The sequence below is a fragment of the Natrinema saccharevitans genome (assembly GCF_001953745.1).
GTDB classification, from domain to species: domain Archaea; phylum Halobacteriota; class Halobacteria; order Halobacteriales; family Natrialbaceae; genus Natrinema; species Natrinema saccharevitans.
On record NZ_LWLN01000001.1, the window covers coordinates 383,262 to 399,452 of the forward strand.

The following is a 16,191-nucleotide window of genomic DNA, read 5'->3' on the forward strand; positions in this document are numbered from 1 at the left end:
GTGGCACTACATGACAATCGACTACAGCGATCGCGAGAAGTCGTACGAACTCTATCGGAAGGGGAAACGGGAGGGGACGTGGGACCCCGACGAGTACGACCTCGAGCGGGATCGGGAGGACTGGGAGTCGTTCACCGAAGCGGAACAACATCGGTTTCTCGCGACGTGTTCGGGCTTCTACGACGGCGAGGAAGACGTCACCCGGACGCTCGCGCCGTACATGATGGCGCTGGACGCCCTGCCCAACGAGGAGATGCCCTTCGACACCGTCCAGGAGGAGATGTACCTGGCCCAGCAGGTCTACGAGGAGGCCAAGCACACCGACCTCTTCAGTCGGTACTTCGAGACGGTCTTCGACACGCAGGAGACGGCCCCCTACCGCGAGGGCGGCTATCAGGAGCAGGGGTATAGCACGGACGACCTCTACGACACCGCGGACGACCTCCTCGCGGCGATCGACCGCGGCGACCGGACCGAACTCGTCTACACTCTCGGGGAGGCCTACCTCAACTACATGGGGATCGTCGAGGCGCAACTCGCCCGCGGGGGCTACCTCAGCTTCGATCAGATGATCGAACTGAAAGCCGAGGAGATGGGTCGGGACGTCGTCCTCGAGTCGTTCCAGGAAGCCATCGGCAAGGTCCGACAGGACGAGACCCGCCACATCGAGAACGGCCGCTGGATCTTACGGCAACTGGCCGAGGCCGAACCGGCCGTCGTCACGGACGTCTACGAACCCCGCATCGAGGAGTACGTCGAGAACCGACTGCTCGCCGACCCGATCTACGACGAGCAGCCCTTCGACGGCTACGACCAGGAGAAGATCGGCAAGCAACTCGTCCAGTACCTGCAAGACACCGTCGACTACATCGGTGCCGACCGGTTCGACCGGTACGGCGACGTCAGGGCCACGCTCGAGGAACGACAGGCTGCCGACTGACCCCGCCGGTCCCGTTTCGCCGAAATCGCAACAGCGCCTCGAGCAGTGCGGTCGCGGTCCGTTTGGACGCGGTTCCTTCCCGAGGGGCGGAAACAGGGACACATACTTATACTGGCGCGGCTGTCACGTTCACCCGATGGTGTTCGCCCGCATTTCCTCGATCACGTTCGATGCCAGCGATCCGGCCACGACGGTCGCGATCGGACGGCTGTTCGCGTACCTCGCGATGGGCGTCGCAGCCGTCGTATTGCTCTACTACGCTCTTATCTACGTGCGAGAGGTGCTGGCGGTCGAAGCCACGACCGAACAGTGGTATCTGTTGATCGGCATCGGCGCGGCGATCGTCTACGCCGCCTCCGGCGTCGCCTCGCTGTTGCTCGAGCCGGAGTGGATCGACCGGTTCGTCGACGGCGCGATCCTCTTTTTCTTCCTCTTTATCGCGCTGGCGATCCGTGCGATGTATCACGACCAGCCGGCCGCGGGCGACCGGTCCCGGCTGTTGCCGGCGTGGGCGGACTACGTCGTCATCGCCGGCTTCGTCGCCGCGTGGTGGGGGGCCTTCCTCGTGCAGACCGCCTCGACCCGGCTGGTGGTCGCGGTCGGCTGGATCATCACCTCCGCGTGGGCGGTGTTGTACGGCGTCCGTGCCGTGCAGGTCCACGAGGGGACGACCTTCGCCGCCCTGACGCGACACCTGCTGCCGGCGATCGTCTGTGTCACCGCCGTCGTCTTCGTCGATCTGGTGACGAACCACCTCGCGGGCTACGGGGCGCTCGCCGACGCCGCCTGGCTCGTCGGCACCTCGCTGGTCGCCGCGTTCCTGTTCAACACCGCCGTCGCGATCCGCCAGCAGGGCGGCGAACTCGAGCGGATGTACGACTGGACGACCTGGCGCGACCAGTCGTTCGACGACGGCTCGCTCGAGTAGCGGACGGTCGCGGCGGCGTGATCGGCTGTTTCGTCGGCGAACGCGACTCCCGGTCCTCGGACCTGACCCGCTCGGGGTGTCTGTGGACGCGATCGCGGGCGTCCCGTGGATCGATGGCCGCGTCGATGCCGGCGGACTCGCCGGCGGGAATAGTCGCCGATAGCGTGTCGGTCCGATCAGAGTTCGCCGCGCAGGACGACTTCGTTGTCGACCCGCCGGAGCATGTCCTCGGTGACGACGTCGTCCTCGTCGTCTCAACCGACCGAGGCGAGGACCTGTTCGGCCAGACTGGGGTCGGGACCGACGTACGCGTTGCCGTTCTCGACGTTCGCGACGATGCCCAGTTCCTTTCCTTCGACGTCGACGACGGTCTTGCCGACCGCGTCGTCGGTCAGTGGTGTTGTCACGGCGGGACGTTACCGCGGCGATCGGCGTAAACGATCGGCCGTCCCGTGCCGGCGGGGAACTGTGTCGGCTGTGCGCCCCCGGACTATTTGACGCTGGATGCCGACGGTACGCCTGACGTAACGCGGACCGACCGCACCACGACTACCTATGACACGGACACTCGAGATCGGTGACGATCTGGCGGAGCGCATCGAAAGCCACTGCGAGGAGGGCCAGTCGCCCGAGGAACTCATCGAGGAACTGGTCTCGATGTACGAGACCGAAGGCGCGTTCTTACAGGAGGGCTACTCCGAGTAACGGGGATGGCCCTCGAGTACCCCTTCTTTCTGGTCAATTTCAAGACCGCCGAGGGGACGGCCGGCGACGATGGCCTCGCGTTCGCGGAGACGATCGACCGCGTCGCCGACGAAACGGGGAGTCGATTCGCCGTCGCCCCGCAACTCCCCGATCTCAGGCGCGTCGCCGAGCGAACCGACCTGCCCGTCGTCGCGCAGGCGGGTACCCCGCAGTCGGAGTGTGGCGTGGGCGGTCTCACCCTCGAGGCGGTCGCGGCCGCGGGGGCCGACGCCGTCTTCGTCTCCCATCCCGAGAACGAGGCCGCGTTCACGGCCCTCGAGCGTGCGGTAGACCGGTGTCGCGAACTGGGCCTCGACTCGATCGTCGCCGTCGAGAGCCGGACGACGACCCGGATGGCGCTCGCCGCCGAGCCGGACTGTCTGCTCTTCGAGCGGCCGGCCGACATCGGCGGCGACGCGGGGCTGATCCGGAGCGACCCCGATCGGATCGCGGCGTTCGTCGAGACGGTCGCCGACGAACGCCCGGCGACGAGGACGTTCGTCGGCGGCGGGGTCCGCACCGCCGCGGACGTCGCCCGCGCGTTCGAGTGTGGCGTTGACGCGACGGGAGCCGCCTCTGCGGCCCTCGAGGCCGCGGATCGGGAGTCGTGGCTGCGATCGATCGCGACGGCCGTGCCCTCGACCGGAGCCGCCGACTGACTGCGGTTCGCGGTCGAGCCGCTCGCGACAGTTCGGCGTGCGGGACAGTCAGTCGTCAGTAGGTGTGAGGGAGCCTGACACTCAAGTGGCTGGTCGGCGTACGGTCCGGTATGCACCAACTGGTCGCGCTCGACGACTCGGAACCGGGGTGGGCGTCCCTCGAGTTCGCCTGTCGGGAGCATCCCGACGACGAACTCACCGTCGTCCACGCGGTCGATCCGACCGACAGCGGGTACGGCGAGATGGCACATCTGGGACCGGAGGGACTGCTCGAGCGCCAGCGAGAAGCCGCCGAGGAGTTGCTCGCCGAGGCCGAGGACCGCGCGGCCGAGTACGACTGCGCGCTCGAGACGGAGACGGTCGTGGGCCAGCCGGCCGACGCGATCGTCGACTACGCCGTCGAGAACGGCGTCGACCGGATCGTCGTCGGGAGTCACGGCCGAACCGGGTTCTCGCGGGTATTGCTCGGCAGCGTGGCCGAACGGATCGCCCGCCAGGCCCCCGTTCCCGTGACGATCGTTCGCTAGTCGCTCGTTCGTCGTTACAGTGCTCGATCGTCCACCAGTGCGGTCCGTTCTCGGTCTCGCCTCGCCGACAGCGCGCGCAACCGTCTTCCGGCCGACCGAATCCGGCTACGAGTGGTCGGCGACCACGTCCTCGAGCGCCTCCCGATCGAGTTTTCCCATGTCCGTCACCGGAAGCTCCTCGAGGACGACGACGTCCCGGGGCCGCTTGTACGCGGCCAGCTGATCCTCGGCCCACTCGAGCAGTTCGCCTTCGTCGAATCCATCGTCGACTGGGACGACGGCGGCGACGACCGCCGCGCCCCTGGTCTCGTGGTCGCGGCCGGCGACGGCGGCGTTCGCCACGTCGGGGTGGGTCTTCAGCACTTCCTCGACCTCGGCGGGGGCGATCGAGAAGCCGCTCGACTTGATCATGTACTTGCGCCGGCCAAGGAAATAGAGTTGGCCGTCCTCGGTCAGCCGGCCGATGTCGCCGGTCAGGACGTAGCCGTCGTGGAAGGCGGCCTCGGTCTCCTCGGGTTTCCCGAGATAGCCCTCGAACAGCGAGGGCGACTCGACGGTGATCTCGCCGGTTTCGCCCCGCGGGACCGGCTCGTGGGTGGCCCAGTCCCGGATCACGATGTCGGTCTCGTAGACCGGCTTGCCGACGAATCCCTCCTCGACGACGTCCAGTCCCTGCGTGAACGTGTCCCTGGTGTGTGTCTCCGTCAGGCCGTACGACGCCTCGTACATCTCCGAGTCGGTCGTCTCGGCCCACTCCTCGCAGAGGTCCTCGGTCAGTGCCTGGCCGAAGCTCGTCACTGGCATCGACTCGAGCGAGTCGATCTCGCGGTCGTCGCTTTCGATCAGGGGCAGGATCTCCCGGACCATCGGCGTGGTGATCCAGCCGTTCGTGGGTTCGTGGGCCGCAAGCGCCTCGACGTAGGCCTCGGGCTCGTACCGGGTGAGGAGGACGACCGTCCCGCCCCGTATCATCGGTGAGTCGACGGCGTTTAACTTCCCGGCGACGTGAAAGACTGGCATCACCGCGAGGTGGCGGGTGTCCGCGTCCCGCTCGGACAGCGCCGAGGACGTAGCCGCGGCGAATAGGACGTTCGCGTAGCTGTGCATACAGCCCTTCGGCAGGCCGGTCGTCCCCGAGGTGTACTGCAGCAGACAGATGTCGTCCATCGCGACCTCGACCGATGGCGGGTCGGCGGGTGTCTCCGCGAGGATCGAATCGAGGTAGCGAACCCCGTCGGACTCGGGTCGGCGCTCGGACTCGATCGCGGCCGCCACGTCCTCGTGGATCGCGGGCACCGGCTCCGCGGGCAGAGAGGTCTCGAGGCGCGCGTAGACGATCTCCTCGAGCGGCGTCTCACCACGAACGGCCTCGAGGACGCCCGCGTGGGTGTCGCCGGCGACCGCGACCCGCGCCTCGCCGTCCGCGAGCTGGTAGGAGACGCGGTGTTCCTTCGACAGCGGGCTGCAGGGGCTGACCCGCATCCCCAGTTTCTGGGCGGCGTAGTAGGCGACGGTGTACTGCGGGCAGTTCTGCAGGAGCAGGAGGACGGTGTCGCCGCGACCGTATCCTCGATCGTCGAGGAACGTGGCGAAGCGGTCGATCGCGTCTCCGAGTTCGCTGTAGGTGATCTCGGCCCCGTAGTAGTCGATCGCGACGGCGTCGGGTCGCTCGTCGGCGTGGTGAGCGACGTACTCGTGGAGCGGTCGCCGGCCGAGCGGGAACGCGGGCTCGCTCGACACTCCTTCGGGGAACTCTTCGGGTGCTGTGGTAACCATGACCACGCCGTCACGATCGAGACGTAAATTCGTTCCGCACGACCTGTTCGATGCGCCGAGGAACGCGCAATATCGACGCTTTCGACCCGTCTATCGGTTCTCCCGTATCAGTCCCGGTACTTGTGCGATTTCACTACATACCGCCCGTCGTAACTGGACAAACTAATTAAGGTCCGCCACAGTTCCGATTACATGAACGACCGTTACGACGTAGTCATCGCCGGTGCCGGTCCCGCCGGCGCACAGTGTGCCCGCGATATCGCCGCCAGGGGGTACGACGTCGTCGTCCTCGAGACCGAAGCGGAGGACGAGTTCCCGCGCCAGAGCAACAAGTCCACCGCGGGAACCTTCCACTCGATGATGGCCGCGTTCGGCATCCCCGACGACGTGGTGATGCAGTACACCGACAGCGTCGTCCTCGAGTCGCCGACCGAACACTACGTCCGGGACCAGCCCGGCGCGGTACTGGAGTTCGCGGACTTCAAGCGCTATCTCGTCGCGGACGGCCGCGAGAAGGGCGCGGAGTATCGGTTCGACGCCCGCGTCACCGCGCCGATCATGGAGGGCGGCGAGATCGCCGGCGTCAGATACAACGGCGACGAAGAGGTGTACGGCGACATCGTCGTCGACGCGACGGGACCGAGCGCCCCCCTCGCGAAGCAACTCGACGTCGTCGACCTCAAACGCGAGAACCACGCCATCGGTATCGAGTACGAGTTCGAGGGGATCGACATCGATCGTCCCGGCTTCGCCGACCTGCGCGACGCGATGATGCTCCGGCTCGATCACGCGATCGCCCCCGGGGGCTACTCGTGGATCTTCCACACCGGCGAGGACACCGCCAAGGTCGGCCTCTGTTACATCCAGAACGAACACCACAGCCGCTACGCCAAGGACGGGTACACCATCGACGACTACCTGGAACACTGGCTCGAGACGGATCCCCGCTTCAGCGAGGCCGAGAAGATCGCCGGCAAGCAACACCGCGGCTCGGCGCACATCCAAAAGCCCGGCCAGCTCCACACCGACCGGTTCATGGCCATCGGCGATACGGTCCCGACCGTCGACCCGCTCTGGGGCGAGGGGATCAACAAGTGCATGCAGTCGGGCCGGGTCGCGGCCATGGCCGCCGACAGCTGCCTCAAACACGACGATATCGAGCCCACCGCCGAGAACCTCGAGGTCTACGACACCCTCTGGCACCGCGACGTCGCGCCGAACGTCGACAACCGGCTGCTGATGACTAACCTCCTCTATCTCGCGCCCAACGAGCGCTACGACAAGCTCATGCGGGACCTCGAGCGCCTCGACGACGACACGCTGGCCAAGGCGAACAAGGGGAACTTCCGTGCCATCGCGCGCCTGCTCGAACTCGAGGACGCGCCGCTGCTCGCCCAACTCGCGAAACAGCACCTCGATCTGGACCTCCGATCGCTGGTATAGGCGGCGGCCGCCGGCCCGCGATACCGAACTGACTCGCGACGATCGAACCGATTGCCGCGTTCTCAGTCGAGAAACAGCGTCTCGAACGAGCGGACGCTCTCGTCGGTCCCGGCGATGACGACCTCGTCGCCCGCCTCGAAGACGAATTCGGACGGATCGAACTCGGTGATCGTCTCGTCGTCCCTGACGATCGCGAGGACGGTACAGCCGGTCCGCGAGCGCACGTCGGCGCCGACGATCGTTTGCCCGGCCAGTTCACCGGCGGGGAGTCGTACCACGTCGATCTGTCTGTCCACGGCCAGTACCTCCTCGTCCTCGAGGACGGTCGAGGCGAGCATCCGCCCGCTGACGGTCGCCAGCGACTGGACGTAGTCCGCGCCCGCGCGATACAGTTTCTGGACGTTCTCCGTGTCGTTGGCTCGGACGACGATGTCGACCGACGGGTTCAGGTCCCGGACGACGAGCGTGGTGAAAATGGCGCTCGTGTCGTCGTCCAGCGTGACGATCACGGCCGACGCGTCGTCGATGCCGGCCTCGGCGATCGTCTCCGGATCGCGGGCGTCGCCGACGATGTCGACGCCGTCCTTGTCGTCGCTGTCGAGGACGGTCACCCGGGTATTCGTCGCCGCGAGCGCGTTGCCGGCCGCCGCGCCCGCCTCGCCGTAGCCGGCGATCACGACGCTCTGGGCCGCGAAGGGGTGGACCGTCGACGCGGCCTCGGCCCGCAGCTCGTCGATCCGGTCTGGCTCGCCCGCCACGAGCAGTCGCGTCCCCGTCTCGAGGTCGCGATCGGGCGGAATCGGGCTCTCGAAGTCCCCGTTGAACCAGGCACCGATCCCGTCGACGCCGAACCGGTCCCGGAGCCCGACCGCGTCGGCGGTCCGCCCGCAGAGGTCGCTCCCCTCGGCGATCGAGAGTTCGACGAGTTCCAGGTCGTTGCCGATCTCGATCCCCTCGTCGACCGCGGTCGTGACGGCCGTCGGCACCCGGTGGGCGAAGCTCTCACCGAGCAACTGTCGCGGCGAGAGGACCTTGTCCGCCCCCGCGATCCGGTGGTATTCGCCGAGTCGCTGATCCTCGACCAGCGTTACGATCCGGACCTCGGCGTTTGCCTCTCGCGCCGAGAGGACGATGCTCGCGTTCGTGTCGTCCGCCGCGTCGGCCACGACCGCCCGCGCCCGTTCGATTCCCGCCTCCTCGAGGACGTCGGTCGATTCGGAGTCGCCGTGGATCACCCGCCGGTCGGTCTCGTGGAGTTCCAGCGCCGTCTCCTCGTCGGACTCGACGACGACGTAGTCCTGCCCGCGGGACTCCAGTTCCTCGATGAACGCCTCGCCGCGGGGCGAGTACTCACAGACGATGACGTGATCCTCGAGGTCGGACGCGGTCGTCGGGGCCGTCGTCGCGAGCGCCGACCGGAGCCACGGGACGGCGAAGATGTCGACGCCCGTGAGGATCAGCCCGATTCCCGTCAGCTGGAGCCCGATCATCAGGAAGTTCATCTGGGGCGTCGACCAGGGGGCGTCCTCGCCGTAGCCGGTCGTCGTAAAGGTCTGAAAGACGACCTCGAGCGATCGATAGAGCGGTTGGGGATCGTTCTCCCACGTCGCCATCCCGTAGTTGTACAGCAGCGTGGCGGCGACGGTGGTCCCGGCCACCAGCGCGAGATAGGAGCCGACCCGACGCGATCGCCACAGTGACATACACGTGCCATTCGACGGGTGGCTGTTGACGGTATCGGTCGGCGACCCCGGAACGACCGCTCCGGTGGCCGTCGTATGAGGGGACGAATCGCCGATGACACGGCTACGCACGCCGCTTTCGCCGCCAATTTATACGTCCGCCACCGAGATCCGACGGATGGTTGCCCTCGAGAACCTCGTGTTGGTGTTCGTCGCCGGTTTCGTCACGGCGCTGGCGACCGGCCTCGGTGCGCTCCCGTTTTTCTTCTTCGACGGGATCAGCGATCGGCGTAACGTCGTCCTCTGGGGGCTGTCCTCGGGGATCATGGTTTCGGCGTCGCTGTTCGGACTGGTCGAGGAGGGGCTGGCCGAGGGCACGCCGCTGGAGATCGCGATCGGGATGGTCGCCGGCGTCGCGCTGGTCGTCATCGCACACGACGTCCTGATGGACACCGAGATCGATCCGCGGGAGTACGAGCAGGCCGACTTCAAGAAACTCGTCCTCATCCTCGGGGTCCTGACCGTTCACAGTTTCCCCGAAGGGGTCGCCGTCGGCGTCTCCTTCGCGGACCTCGGGCTCGCGGGCGGCGCGCAGTTCCTCGGCTTTACCGTCCCCGTCCTGGCGATCTTCATGACGATCGCGATCTCGATCCACAACGTGCCCGAGGGGACCGCGATCTCGATCCCGCTGCGTTCGATGGGCGTCTCCGAGTGGAAGATGGTCTGGTGGGCCGTCTTCTCGAGCCTGCCCCAGCCGGTCGGGGCGGTACTCGCGTTCGGCTTCGTCCGCTACGCCAGGGAGTTCCTGCCCTACGGCTTCGGCTTCGCCGCGGGCGCGATGATCTACCTCGTCCTCACCGAGTTCATTCCCGAGGCGCTCGACGTCGGCGAGAAACTCCCTCGCGGCGGCAAGCCGGAACTGGCCGTCGGGATCGCCGTCGGCGTGGCCGTGATGGTGCCGCTTGCGTTCGTCTGATCCCGATCGACGTCCCGTTCCGGTAGGAATTTCACCGCGCCTGTCGTACTGCCGAGAAATGTTTGATACGATCGTGCTTCCGACGGACGGCAGCGACCACGCCGAGGCCGCCGCCGAGACCGGTATCGACCTCGCGACCGCCCACGACGCGGCGGTACACGTCGTCAGCGTCGCCGATACCGGACCGCTCGGCGATCTCCGTCTCCCGGGCGAGGCCGCAAGCGCCGAAGACGCGATGCGGGGCCGAGCCCAGGAGTCGGTCGACGCGGTCGTCGAGCCCGCCGAGGCCGCCGGCCTCGAGACGACCGGATCGGTCCTCGACGGGCCGCCGGCGGAGGCGATCCTGGAGTACGCCCGCGACGTCGACGCCGACCTCATCGTCATGGGGACCCGCGGTCGGGGCGGCGTCCACCGGATGGCCATGGGCAGCGTCACGGACCACGTCGTCCGGTTCGGCGACGTGCCGGTCTTCGTCGCCAACTCAGAATCGAGCGTCGAGTGAGCCGTTCCCGACCGGGCGAGCGGCCGATCGCGGCTAGCGGACGATCTCGTTGATCGCTTCCGTCCGGCGGCCGATCGACCAGCCGATCAGTGCGACCCCGGCGTAGATGCCGAGCGCCGGCAGGGCATAGACCGGCGCGGCCGCCTCCGACGCGAGTCCGACTGCATCGAGCGCCAGCGCGACCACGAGCGAGAGCAACAGGAGCGCGATGCCGATGTCTGCAAAGCGCATGTTCGGCAACTCCCGGGGGGCGGACTGGAGCCGCCCGATCGCGTAACAAAGCAGCGTCACGCTCGCCCAGCCGGCGATCAGTGCCAACCCGGCCGACACCGGTTCGTTCGGCAGGTATCGCGGGAGCAGCCAGAGGTGAACGAGTCCCGCCACGGCCAGCGCACTCCCCAGTAACACGACCACGACCGGTCGTCGATCGTCACTCATTGGTCTCCTTGAGTCTCTCCCGTTCTATTACTGTTTTGTCATCGGTGCGGTCGGCGACCGCCGCAGCCGGTCTCTCGGGCGAGTTCCCGGTACAACTGCGGCCAGTCCGAACGTCGCGTCGTCCGCGAGATCAGGAATCGGCGGCGAGCAACTCGTCGGCGCGTACGATCTCGGCGAACTCGCCCTCGAGGTGGGCCAGCGCGGTCCGGTGGACCGTTTCGGGGTCGAACGAGTCGCCGTCGAACGTCCGTCCGAAGGTCGCGGTCGCGTCGGCGACGACGATCGGTTCGAAGCCGAGATTCTCCGCCATTCGGGTCGTGGTCGAGACGCAGTGATCGGTCGTGAGCCCGACGAGGACGAGCGTCTCGACGTCCCGATCGCGAAGCCGCTCCTCGAGGTCCGTCCCGACGAACGCGCTGTTGACCGACTTGACGAGCGTCGGCTCGCCGTCGGCCGGCGCGGTCTCGGGCTTGAACGCGAACCCCGCCCCGTCGCGCCGGAGCGGCGAGTCGGGCTCCGTCGAGTCGTGTCGGACGTGGACGACCGGCCGATCGGTCTCGCGCCAGCGCTCGAGCAGGGCCGCGGCGTTGGCTTCGGCGTCGGGGTTGTTCCGCTCGCCCCACGAGGGGTCGTCGAACCCACGCTGGAGGTCGACGAGCACGAGCGAGGCGTTTCGGAGTCGGTCACCGATCGCGGTCCCGGCCGCCGTCATGGCAGCCGCGCGGCGGGTTTCGGGTGCGTTCGCGTGATGGTGATCGGGCACGTCGACGGGGCCTGCTCCTCGTCCGACGAGAGCATGTACTGGGGCCACTCCCGGTCGCCCTCGACGCCCCAGTCGCCGATGTCGGCGTGGGGACAGACGCCGTCGTACTCCTCGAGGCGGTCCTGGATCACGTCCCGGGCGCGCTGGCCGGCCTCGGTATCGGCGGTCACGTCGAGGGACTCGAACAGCGCCCGCGGCTGGAACGTGATCTCGAGGCCGATCGGACAGTACCGGCTCTTGCGCTCGTCGTAGAAGGGGGCCCGGCAGGTCGGGAACATGGGTTCGCCGCCGAGGCAGAACTCCCAGTAGGGATCGTCGGGATCGGTCGGGATGTCCGCGGGCCAGGGCTCGGGATCGTGACAGTGCAGCGTCTGCAGAACGTGCCAGAGCGCGTCGTGGTACTCCCGCTCCGACAGCGGCTCCGCGGGCGGCTTGAAAAACGTCACGAGCGACGCCCGCTCGGAGTGGTCCTCGTAGACCTCGAGGTACTCGAGCAGCCGATCGCGCAGCGTCAACAGCGCGTCGGCGTCGCTCATCGACGGCACTGCGGTGTAGATCGGCTCGCCGTCTCGGACCGATTCGGCCCCGAAGAAACACGGAAACGACGTACCGTTTCGCTCGCCTAGGAGCCCTTCACGAAACGAGTGCCAGTGGTCGGCGACCCACTCGGGGGCGTTACCGGTGCGAACGCGCCGGGCGAGCGTCTCCTGGTCCATCAGCGACTGGATACCAGGTTCGTTCATCGTACGTGCCCGTTCGACCTCGTGAATATGTAGGTTCCGCTCTTTCCGAGCGACCGGTAATCACCGCGATTCGAGTGGGCCGCCGACGCACACGACGCCGGCGATCGCGACGGTACGACGGCGGACGCTCGACTCGGCGAGTTGTCGGGCGCGTTCGGCTGCCGCGAGGGTTTCCGCTTCGATCGGCGCAGGCCCTGCCCTCGCGGTCGGCTCACTCCCACGGCCGATTCCGCGAGGACGCGATGTCGACGCCGCGACTGTAGTAACAGACCGGCGTCCCCGCGGGCGCGTCGAACCCGTTGGCCTCGAACAGCGTGTTCCGTTCGATCTCGGCCGTCGCCGCCCGGAGCGTCCAGGGTTCGTGGTCGATGTCGGCGTAGCGAAGCGTCCCGTCTCGAGCCGTCGTGTAGTAGCGGTAGCGTTCGGTGAGAAACGCCGCGAGCGAACCGGGCTCGGGCGCGAACGCGTCCCCGACCGGTTCGTAGGTGCCGACGAATTCGGCCGGAGCGGCACCCGGGTGCCGGCGCTCGCTCGTGAACGCGATCCCGCGGTCGGTCCCGGTGATCTCGATATCGGCGTAGTAGTACGGCAGCCGGTGGAACAGCCGCGCACCGAGGACGCCGAGAACCCCCTCGGCGTCGAGGCTGAAGAAGTAGACGCCGGGCTCGCCGTCCCGGATGACGTAGGTCCGGAGGTTGAGTTCGGGCAGGTCGACGCCGGCGGCCGCGGGGACGCCCCGCGGGCGAACGTCGACGTTCAGGTAGGGGACGACCGAGAGCCACGCCCGGCCGTCGTCGGTATCGACCTCGAGGGCGTCGGGGAGCCGAGCCGCGACGACCTCCGGGTCGACCGACCAGTTGGCAAAGAGCAGGTGTCGCCATCCCATCGCGATCGGAAGCACCATACCGGAGACAGGGACCGCCCGCGGGAAAAGCCGTAGCCAAACGGCGTCAGTTGCCTTCGTCGACTCGCGCAGCCAGCCGCCGCCGACCGCGACTATTCTATCCCGCGTGCGCCGCGGTGCGCTCGAGTCACACGTCCTCGGGCAGCCAACCGCCGTCGACCTCTATATTTTCGCCGCTGACGTACCCGCTATCGGGATCGAGGAAGAAATACAGCGGCGCGATCAGGTCCTCGAAGCTCGCGGGCCGATCCCGCGGGAGATCCGCGGGGAATTCGTCGGAGTTCTCCACGACGTACGGCGATATCGCGTTGACCGTGATCCCGTCGTCCTGTGTGTCGGCCGCGAGCATCCGCGTGAACATCAACACGCCCGTCTTCGCGACGAAGTAGGGGAAGTTCTTCGGGCTGACCATAGCTCGCTCGCTCGAGGCGTAGCCGACGTTGACGATCCGGCCGGAGCCGGCCTCGCGCATCTCGGGGAGGGCGCGCTTCGAGCAGAGGTAGGTCCCGTTGAGGTTCGTCTCGAGGACGCGGTTCCAGGCCTCGAAGGAGAGGTCGTCCCAGCGAGCGGGCGCGAAGTCGCCGACGTTGTTCACCAGCACGTCGACGCTCCCGAACTCCGACTCGACGGTTCCGAAGAGGCCGTCGACGCCGTCGGGATCGGTCACGTCGGCCTGGACCGTCGTCGCCGCCTCGGCACCGCGGTCGCGGGCGTCAGCGGCCGTCTCGCGGGCGGCGTCGGCGCTCGTGTGGTAGTGGACCGCAGTCTTCGCGCCGCAGTCCGCCGTCGCCAACAGGAACTCGCGGCCGACGCCGCGGCCGGCACCGGTGACGAGTACCGTCTGCCCCGTGAGGTCTGGTCCGTCCATGTCTCCCCCGTCGGCGAGGACGTGGAAAAATCGCCCGGGACGGGCCGCGACCGCTTGCTCCCGTGACCCTCGGATTTACGTCGCTGCGCGAGCAACTCACGTCCATGCTAGAGACAGTATTGCTTGCTGTCGGTCCCGGCGACGCCGACCGAAGCGGACTGCTGGCCGACGCGGTCCTCGAGGTAGCGAAACCCGCCGACGCGACGGTCGTCCTCGCGCACGTGTTCACGAGCAGCGAGTACGACGACGTCCTCGGCCGCCTCGAGTTCGATCCCACCGTCGACGAGATCGATCCCGGCGAGGTGGCGTCGCGTCACGCCACGATTCACGACATCCGGGACGTCCTTGAGGAACACGGCGTCGACTACGAGATCAGGGGCGCGGTCGGCGAACACGGCCCGTCGATCGTCGATCTGGCCGAGAGCGCCGACGCCGACCGGGTCATCGTCGGCGGCCGGCGACGGTCGCCGACGGGGAAGGCGATCTTCGGCTCGACAGCCCAGGAAGTGATGCTGTCGGCACCCTGCCCCGTCACGTTCGTCCGCAGCGACGGATTCGAGGAGTAGCCCCGGGAGGCTCGGTCCGAGTCCCGTCGAGTATTTCTGGAATACTGCAACGACGAGAATACTTAAGCGGGTGGCCCCACCACTGTGGCGGTATGGCAATCGATACAGTACTCCTTGCGGTCGGACCGATGGACACGGTACGTGCTCCGGAACTCGCCGAGACCGTCCTCGAGATCGCCGCCCCCCTCGGCGCAAGGGTCGTGATCGGCCACGCCTTCACCGAAGACGAGTACGAGGACGTCCACGAGGAACTGGGCTTCGACGCTCGTGCCGGCGACGTCGACCCCGACGCGGTCGCCGCCGAGCGCGCTCCGGTACCCCAACTCGCGGAGCGCTTCGAAGACGCGGGCGTCGACTACGAGATCAAGGGCGCACTCGGCGAGGTCAGCAGCGAGGTGGTCAATCTGGCGGTCGACGTCGATGCCGACCGCATGGTCGTCGGCGGCCGCCGTCGCTCGCCCGCCGAAAAGGCCGTTCTCGGCTCCGTCTCGCAGGAGATCATCCTGCAGGCCCCCTGTCCGGTCACGTACTTCCGGGACCTCGACGTGATGGAGTAGGCCGCGATCCCGTCGTCTCGCGCCCGCCGCCCGATCTCGGGTCAGGACAGCGTTTTTCCCGGTCACGGCCCCGGACAGTCGGGATTTCAGCTGTGACGTATCGAGATCGCAACTCGACAGCGAGTACAATCTTGATAGTTAAGTAGGATCGCGGTCGTCCCTAGGACTGCATGGTCTACTATGCGGGCGTCGATCTCGGCGCGACCAACGTCCGGGCGGTCGTCGCCGAGGCCGACGGGGCGAGAATCGGTGCGACCCGCCGATCGACGCCGCGCGGGCCGACTGGTATCGACGTGACGGAGGGTGTGCTACGAACGCTCCGGGGGGCGTGTGCGGACGCGGGGATCGACCCCGAGCGGATCGTCGCCGCCGGAATCGGGTCGATCGGACCGTTCGACCTCGCCGAAGGGGCGGTGATCGATCCGGCGAACCTCCCCGATTCGATCGATCGGATCCCGCTGACCGGGCCGATTTCGGAACTGATCGGCAGCGACGACGTTTTTCTCCACAACGACACCACCGCCGGCGTCATCGGCGAGCGCTTCCACGCCGACCGCAACCCCGACGACATGGTCTACGTGACCATCTCCTCGGGGATCGGGGCCGGCGTCTGCTGTGACGGCGACATCCTGAGCGGCTGGGACGGCAACGCCGGCGAGGTCGGCCACTACGTCGTCGATCCCCGGGGTCGACTGACCTGTGGCTGCGGTCACGAGGGTCACTGGGAGGCCTACTGCTCGGGCAACGCCATCCCCGACTACGCCCGCCTGCTGGCCGAGGACGACCCGACGATTTCGACGGCCCTCCCGCTCGAGGGACCCGACTTCACCGCGAAGGACGTCTTCGACCTCGCGGGCGAGGACGAACTGGCCGATTACGTCATCGACCAGCTCGCTCACTGGAACGCGATCGGCGTTACCAACGTGATCCACGCTTTCGCCCCGCTCGTCGTCTCCGTCGGCGGCGCGGTCGCCCTGCACAACGAGGAACTCGTCGTCGACCCGATCCGCGAGCGCGTCTCCGAAATGGTGATGACCAACGTCCCCGAGATCCGCGTCACCGACCAGGGCGACGATGTCGTCGTCGAGGGCGCGCTCGCGAGCGCGCTGACCGGCGGGACCGGTAACCGACGGCGGCTGGGGAAGTGACCGGTCGTCCGCCCACGAGCGATCGCT

At 67.6% G+C, this 16,191-nt stretch carries 18 protein-coding genes and 1 pseudogene; 11 read left to right on the plus strand and 8 right to left on the minus strand.

Annotated features, from left to right (window positions below; genetic code table 11):
• Positions 1 to 10 precede the first annotated feature (10 nt).
• Both A6E15_RS01935 and A6E15_RS01940 read left to right on the plus strand, forming a co-directional pair.
• A complete protein-coding gene (locus tag A6E15_RS01935; protein WP_076143158.1) occupies positions 11 to 940 on the plus strand; it encodes a ribonucleotide-diphosphate reductase subunit beta in 930 nt (309 codons plus the stop codon).
• Positions 941 to 1,076: 136 nt separating this feature from the next.
• Positions 1,077 to 1,868 carry a hypothetical protein gene (locus A6E15_RS01940; protein ID WP_076143159.1) on the plus strand — a complete coding sequence of 264 codons (792 nt, stop codon included), beginning with the start codon at positions 1,077 to 1,079 and terminating at the stop codon, positions 1,866 to 1,868.
• 176 nt (positions 1,869 to 2,044) lie between these two features.
• On the opposite strand, the pseudogene A6E15_RS01945 reads toward A6E15_RS01940, so the two are convergent.
• A pseudogene (locus A6E15_RS01945) lies at positions 2,045 to 2,275 on the minus strand (hypothetical protein).
• Positions 2,276 to 2,423: 148 nt separating this feature from the next.
• On the opposite strand from A6E15_RS01945, the gene A6E15_RS20720 reads away from it, so the two are divergent.
• From A6E15_RS20720 to A6E15_RS01955, 3 genes are all read left to right on the plus strand, one after another.
• On the plus strand, positions 2,424 to 2,573 hold the full coding sequence (locus A6E15_RS20720; RefSeq protein ID WP_175607190.1) for a DUF7557 family protein: 150 nt from the start codon (positions 2,424 to 2,426) through the stop codon (positions 2,571 to 2,573).
• A gap of 5 nt (positions 2,574 to 2,578) precedes the next feature.
• Positions 2,579 to 3,271, plus strand: coding sequence for a triose-phosphate isomerase (locus A6E15_RS01950; RefSeq protein ID WP_076143160.1), 693 nt, complete (start codon positions 2,579 to 2,581; stop codon positions 3,269 to 3,271).
• 110 nt (positions 3,272 to 3,381) lie between these two features.
• Positions 3,382 to 3,798: a universal stress protein gene (locus tag A6E15_RS01955; protein ID WP_076143161.1), complete on the plus strand. Its 417-nt coding sequence runs from the start codon at positions 3,382 to 3,384 to the stop codon at positions 3,796 to 3,798.
• 105 nt (positions 3,799 to 3,903) lie between these two features.
• Here the strand turns inward: A6E15_RS01955 and A6E15_RS01960 are convergent, their stop codons facing one another.
• Complete coding sequence (locus tag A6E15_RS01960; RefSeq protein WP_084177322.1) at positions 3,904 to 5,574, minus strand: AMP-binding protein; 1,671 nt, start codon at positions 5,572 to 5,574, stop codon at positions 3,904 to 3,906.
• A 192-nt stretch (positions 5,575 to 5,766) separates the two neighbouring features.
• On the opposite strand from A6E15_RS01960, the gene A6E15_RS01965 reads away from it, so the two are divergent.
• Complete coding sequence (locus A6E15_RS01965; protein WP_076143162.1) at positions 5,767 to 7,017, plus strand: digeranylgeranylglycerophospholipid reductase; 1,251 nt, start codon at positions 5,767 to 5,769, stop codon at positions 7,015 to 7,017.
• Positions 7,018 to 7,079: 62 nt separating this feature from the next.
• On the opposite strand, the gene A6E15_RS01970 is transcribed toward A6E15_RS01965, so the two are convergent.
• Positions 7,080 to 8,720: a potassium channel family protein gene (locus tag A6E15_RS01970; protein WP_076143163.1), complete on the minus strand. Its 1,641-nt coding sequence runs from the start codon at positions 8,718 to 8,720 to the stop codon at positions 7,080 to 7,082.
• 157 nt (positions 8,721 to 8,877) lie between these two features.
• On the opposite strand from A6E15_RS01970, the gene A6E15_RS01975 reads away from it, so the two are divergent.
• Together A6E15_RS01975 and A6E15_RS01980 are read left to right on the plus strand one after the other, a co-directional pair.
• Positions 8,878 to 9,675 carry a ZIP family metal transporter gene (locus tag A6E15_RS01975; RefSeq protein WP_076143164.1) on the plus strand — a complete coding sequence of 266 codons (798 nt, stop codon included), beginning with the start codon at positions 8,878 to 8,880 and terminating at the stop codon, positions 9,673 to 9,675.
• A gap of 58 nt (positions 9,676 to 9,733) precedes the next feature.
• On the plus strand, positions 9,734 to 10,177 hold the full coding sequence (locus tag A6E15_RS01980; protein ID WP_076143165.1) for a universal stress protein: 444 nt from the start codon (positions 9,734 to 9,736) through the stop codon (positions 10,175 to 10,177).
• 33 nt (positions 10,178 to 10,210) lie between these two features.
• On the opposite strand, the gene A6E15_RS01985 is transcribed toward A6E15_RS01980, so the two are convergent.
• From A6E15_RS01985 to A6E15_RS02005, 5 genes are all read right to left on the minus strand, one after another.
• The gene (locus A6E15_RS01985) at positions 10,211 to 10,615 is read right to left on the minus strand and encodes a hypothetical protein (RefSeq protein ID WP_076143166.1); all 405 of its coding nucleotides are present in this window, start codon (positions 10,613 to 10,615) and stop codon (positions 10,211 to 10,213) included.
• A gap of 130 nt (positions 10,616 to 10,745) precedes the next feature.
• Positions 10,746 to 11,327 carry a cysteine hydrolase family protein gene (locus A6E15_RS01990; RefSeq protein WP_076143167.1) on the minus strand — a complete coding sequence of 194 codons (582 nt, stop codon included), beginning with the start codon at positions 11,325 to 11,327 and terminating at the stop codon, positions 10,746 to 10,748.
• Positions 11,324 to 12,121, minus strand: coding sequence for a YqcI/YcgG family protein (locus A6E15_RS01995; RefSeq protein ID WP_076143168.1), 798 nt, complete (start codon positions 12,119 to 12,121; stop codon positions 11,324 to 11,326). The genes A6E15_RS01990 and A6E15_RS01995 overlap by 4 nt, the downstream gene beginning before the upstream one ends.
• A gap of 211 nt (positions 12,122 to 12,332) precedes the next feature.
• Positions 12,333 to 13,025, minus strand: coding sequence for a YqjF family protein (locus A6E15_RS02000; protein ID WP_076143169.1), 693 nt, complete (start codon positions 13,023 to 13,025; stop codon positions 12,333 to 12,335).
• 127 nt (positions 13,026 to 13,152) lie between these two features.
• Positions 13,153 to 13,893 carry an SDR family NAD(P)-dependent oxidoreductase gene (locus A6E15_RS02005; protein ID WP_076143170.1) on the minus strand — a complete coding sequence of 247 codons (741 nt, stop codon included), beginning with the start codon at positions 13,891 to 13,893 and terminating at the stop codon, positions 13,153 to 13,155.
• Between the two features lie 104 nt (positions 13,894 to 13,997).
• On the opposite strand from A6E15_RS02005, the gene A6E15_RS02010 reads away from it, so the two are divergent.
• The 3 genes from A6E15_RS02010 (at position 13,998) to A6E15_RS02020 (ending at position 16,164) form a co-directional block, all read left to right on the plus strand.
• The gene (locus A6E15_RS02010; protein ID WP_076143171.1) at positions 13,998 to 14,459 is read left to right on the plus strand and encodes a universal stress protein; all 462 of its coding nucleotides are present in this window, start codon (positions 13,998 to 14,000) and stop codon (positions 14,457 to 14,459) included.
• 92 nt (positions 14,460 to 14,551) lie between these two features.
• Positions 14,552 to 15,016 carry a universal stress protein gene (locus A6E15_RS02015; RefSeq protein WP_076143172.1) on the plus strand — a complete coding sequence of 155 codons (465 nt, stop codon included), beginning with the start codon at positions 14,552 to 14,554 and terminating at the stop codon, positions 15,014 to 15,016.
• A gap of 170 nt (positions 15,017 to 15,186) precedes the next feature.
• Positions 15,187 to 16,164, plus strand: a complete 978-nt coding sequence (locus A6E15_RS02020; RefSeq protein ID WP_076143173.1) for an ROK family protein — start codon at positions 15,187 to 15,189, stop codon at positions 16,162 to 16,164.
• Positions 16,165 to 16,191 lie beyond the last annotated feature (27 nt).

Bases quoted from the DNA above. Each gene is read 5' to 3' on its own strand.
- A6E15_RS01935 (WP_076143158.1), top strand. From the start codon at position 11: ATGACAATCGACTACAGCGATCGCGAGAAGTCGTACGAACTCTATCGG.
- A6E15_RS01940 (WP_076143159.1), top strand. From the start codon at position 1,077: ATGGTGTTCGCCCGCATTTCCTCGATCACGTTCGATGCCAGCGATCCG.
- A6E15_RS20720 (WP_175607190.1), top strand. From the start codon at position 2,424: ATGACACGGACACTCGAGATCGGTGACGATCTGGCGGAGCGCATCGAA.
- A6E15_RS01950 (WP_076143160.1), top strand. From the start codon at position 2,579: ATGGCCCTCGAGTACCCCTTCTTTCTGGTCAATTTCAAGACCGCCGAG.
- A6E15_RS01955 (WP_076143161.1), top strand. From the start codon at position 3,382: ATGCACCAACTGGTCGCGCTCGACGACTCGGAACCGGGGTGGGCGTCC.
- A6E15_RS01960 (WP_084177322.1), bottom strand. From the start codon at position 5,574: ATGGTTACCACAGCACCCGAAGAGTTCCCCGAAGGAGTGTCGAGCGAG.
- A6E15_RS01965 (WP_076143162.1), top strand. From the start codon at position 5,767: ATGAACGACCGTTACGACGTAGTCATCGCCGGTGCCGGTCCCGCCGGC.
- A6E15_RS01970 (WP_076143163.1), bottom strand. From the start codon at position 8,720: ATGTCACTGTGGCGATCGCGTCGGGTCGGCTCCTATCTCGCGCTGGTG.
- A6E15_RS01975 (WP_076143164.1), top strand. From the start codon at position 8,878: ATGGTTGCCCTCGAGAACCTCGTGTTGGTGTTCGTCGCCGGTTTCGTC.
- A6E15_RS01980 (WP_076143165.1), top strand. From the start codon at position 9,734: ATGTTTGATACGATCGTGCTTCCGACGGACGGCAGCGACCACGCCGAG.
- A6E15_RS01985 (WP_076143166.1), bottom strand. From the start codon at position 10,615: ATGAGTGACGATCGACGACCGGTCGTGGTCGTGTTACTGGGGAGTGCG.
- A6E15_RS01990 (WP_076143167.1), bottom strand. From the start codon at position 11,327: ATGACGGCGGCCGGGACCGCGATCGGTGACCGACTCCGAAACGCCTCG.
- A6E15_RS01995 (WP_076143168.1), bottom strand. From the start codon at position 12,121: ATGAACGAACCTGGTATCCAGTCGCTGATGGACCAGGAGACGCTCGCC.
- A6E15_RS02000 (WP_076143169.1), bottom strand. From the start codon at position 13,025: ATGGTGCTTCCGATCGCGATGGGATGGCGACACCTGCTCTTTGCCAAC.
- A6E15_RS02005 (WP_076143170.1), bottom strand. From the start codon at position 13,893: ATGGACGGACCAGACCTCACGGGGCAGACGGTACTCGTCACCGGTGCC.
- A6E15_RS02010 (WP_076143171.1), top strand. From the start codon at position 13,998: ATGCTAGAGACAGTATTGCTTGCTGTCGGTCCCGGCGACGCCGACCGA.
- A6E15_RS02015 (WP_076143172.1), top strand. From the start codon at position 14,552: ATGGCAATCGATACAGTACTCCTTGCGGTCGGACCGATGGACACGGTA.
- A6E15_RS02020 (WP_076143173.1), top strand. From the start codon at position 15,187: ATGGTCTACTATGCGGGCGTCGATCTCGGCGCGACCAACGTCCGGGCG.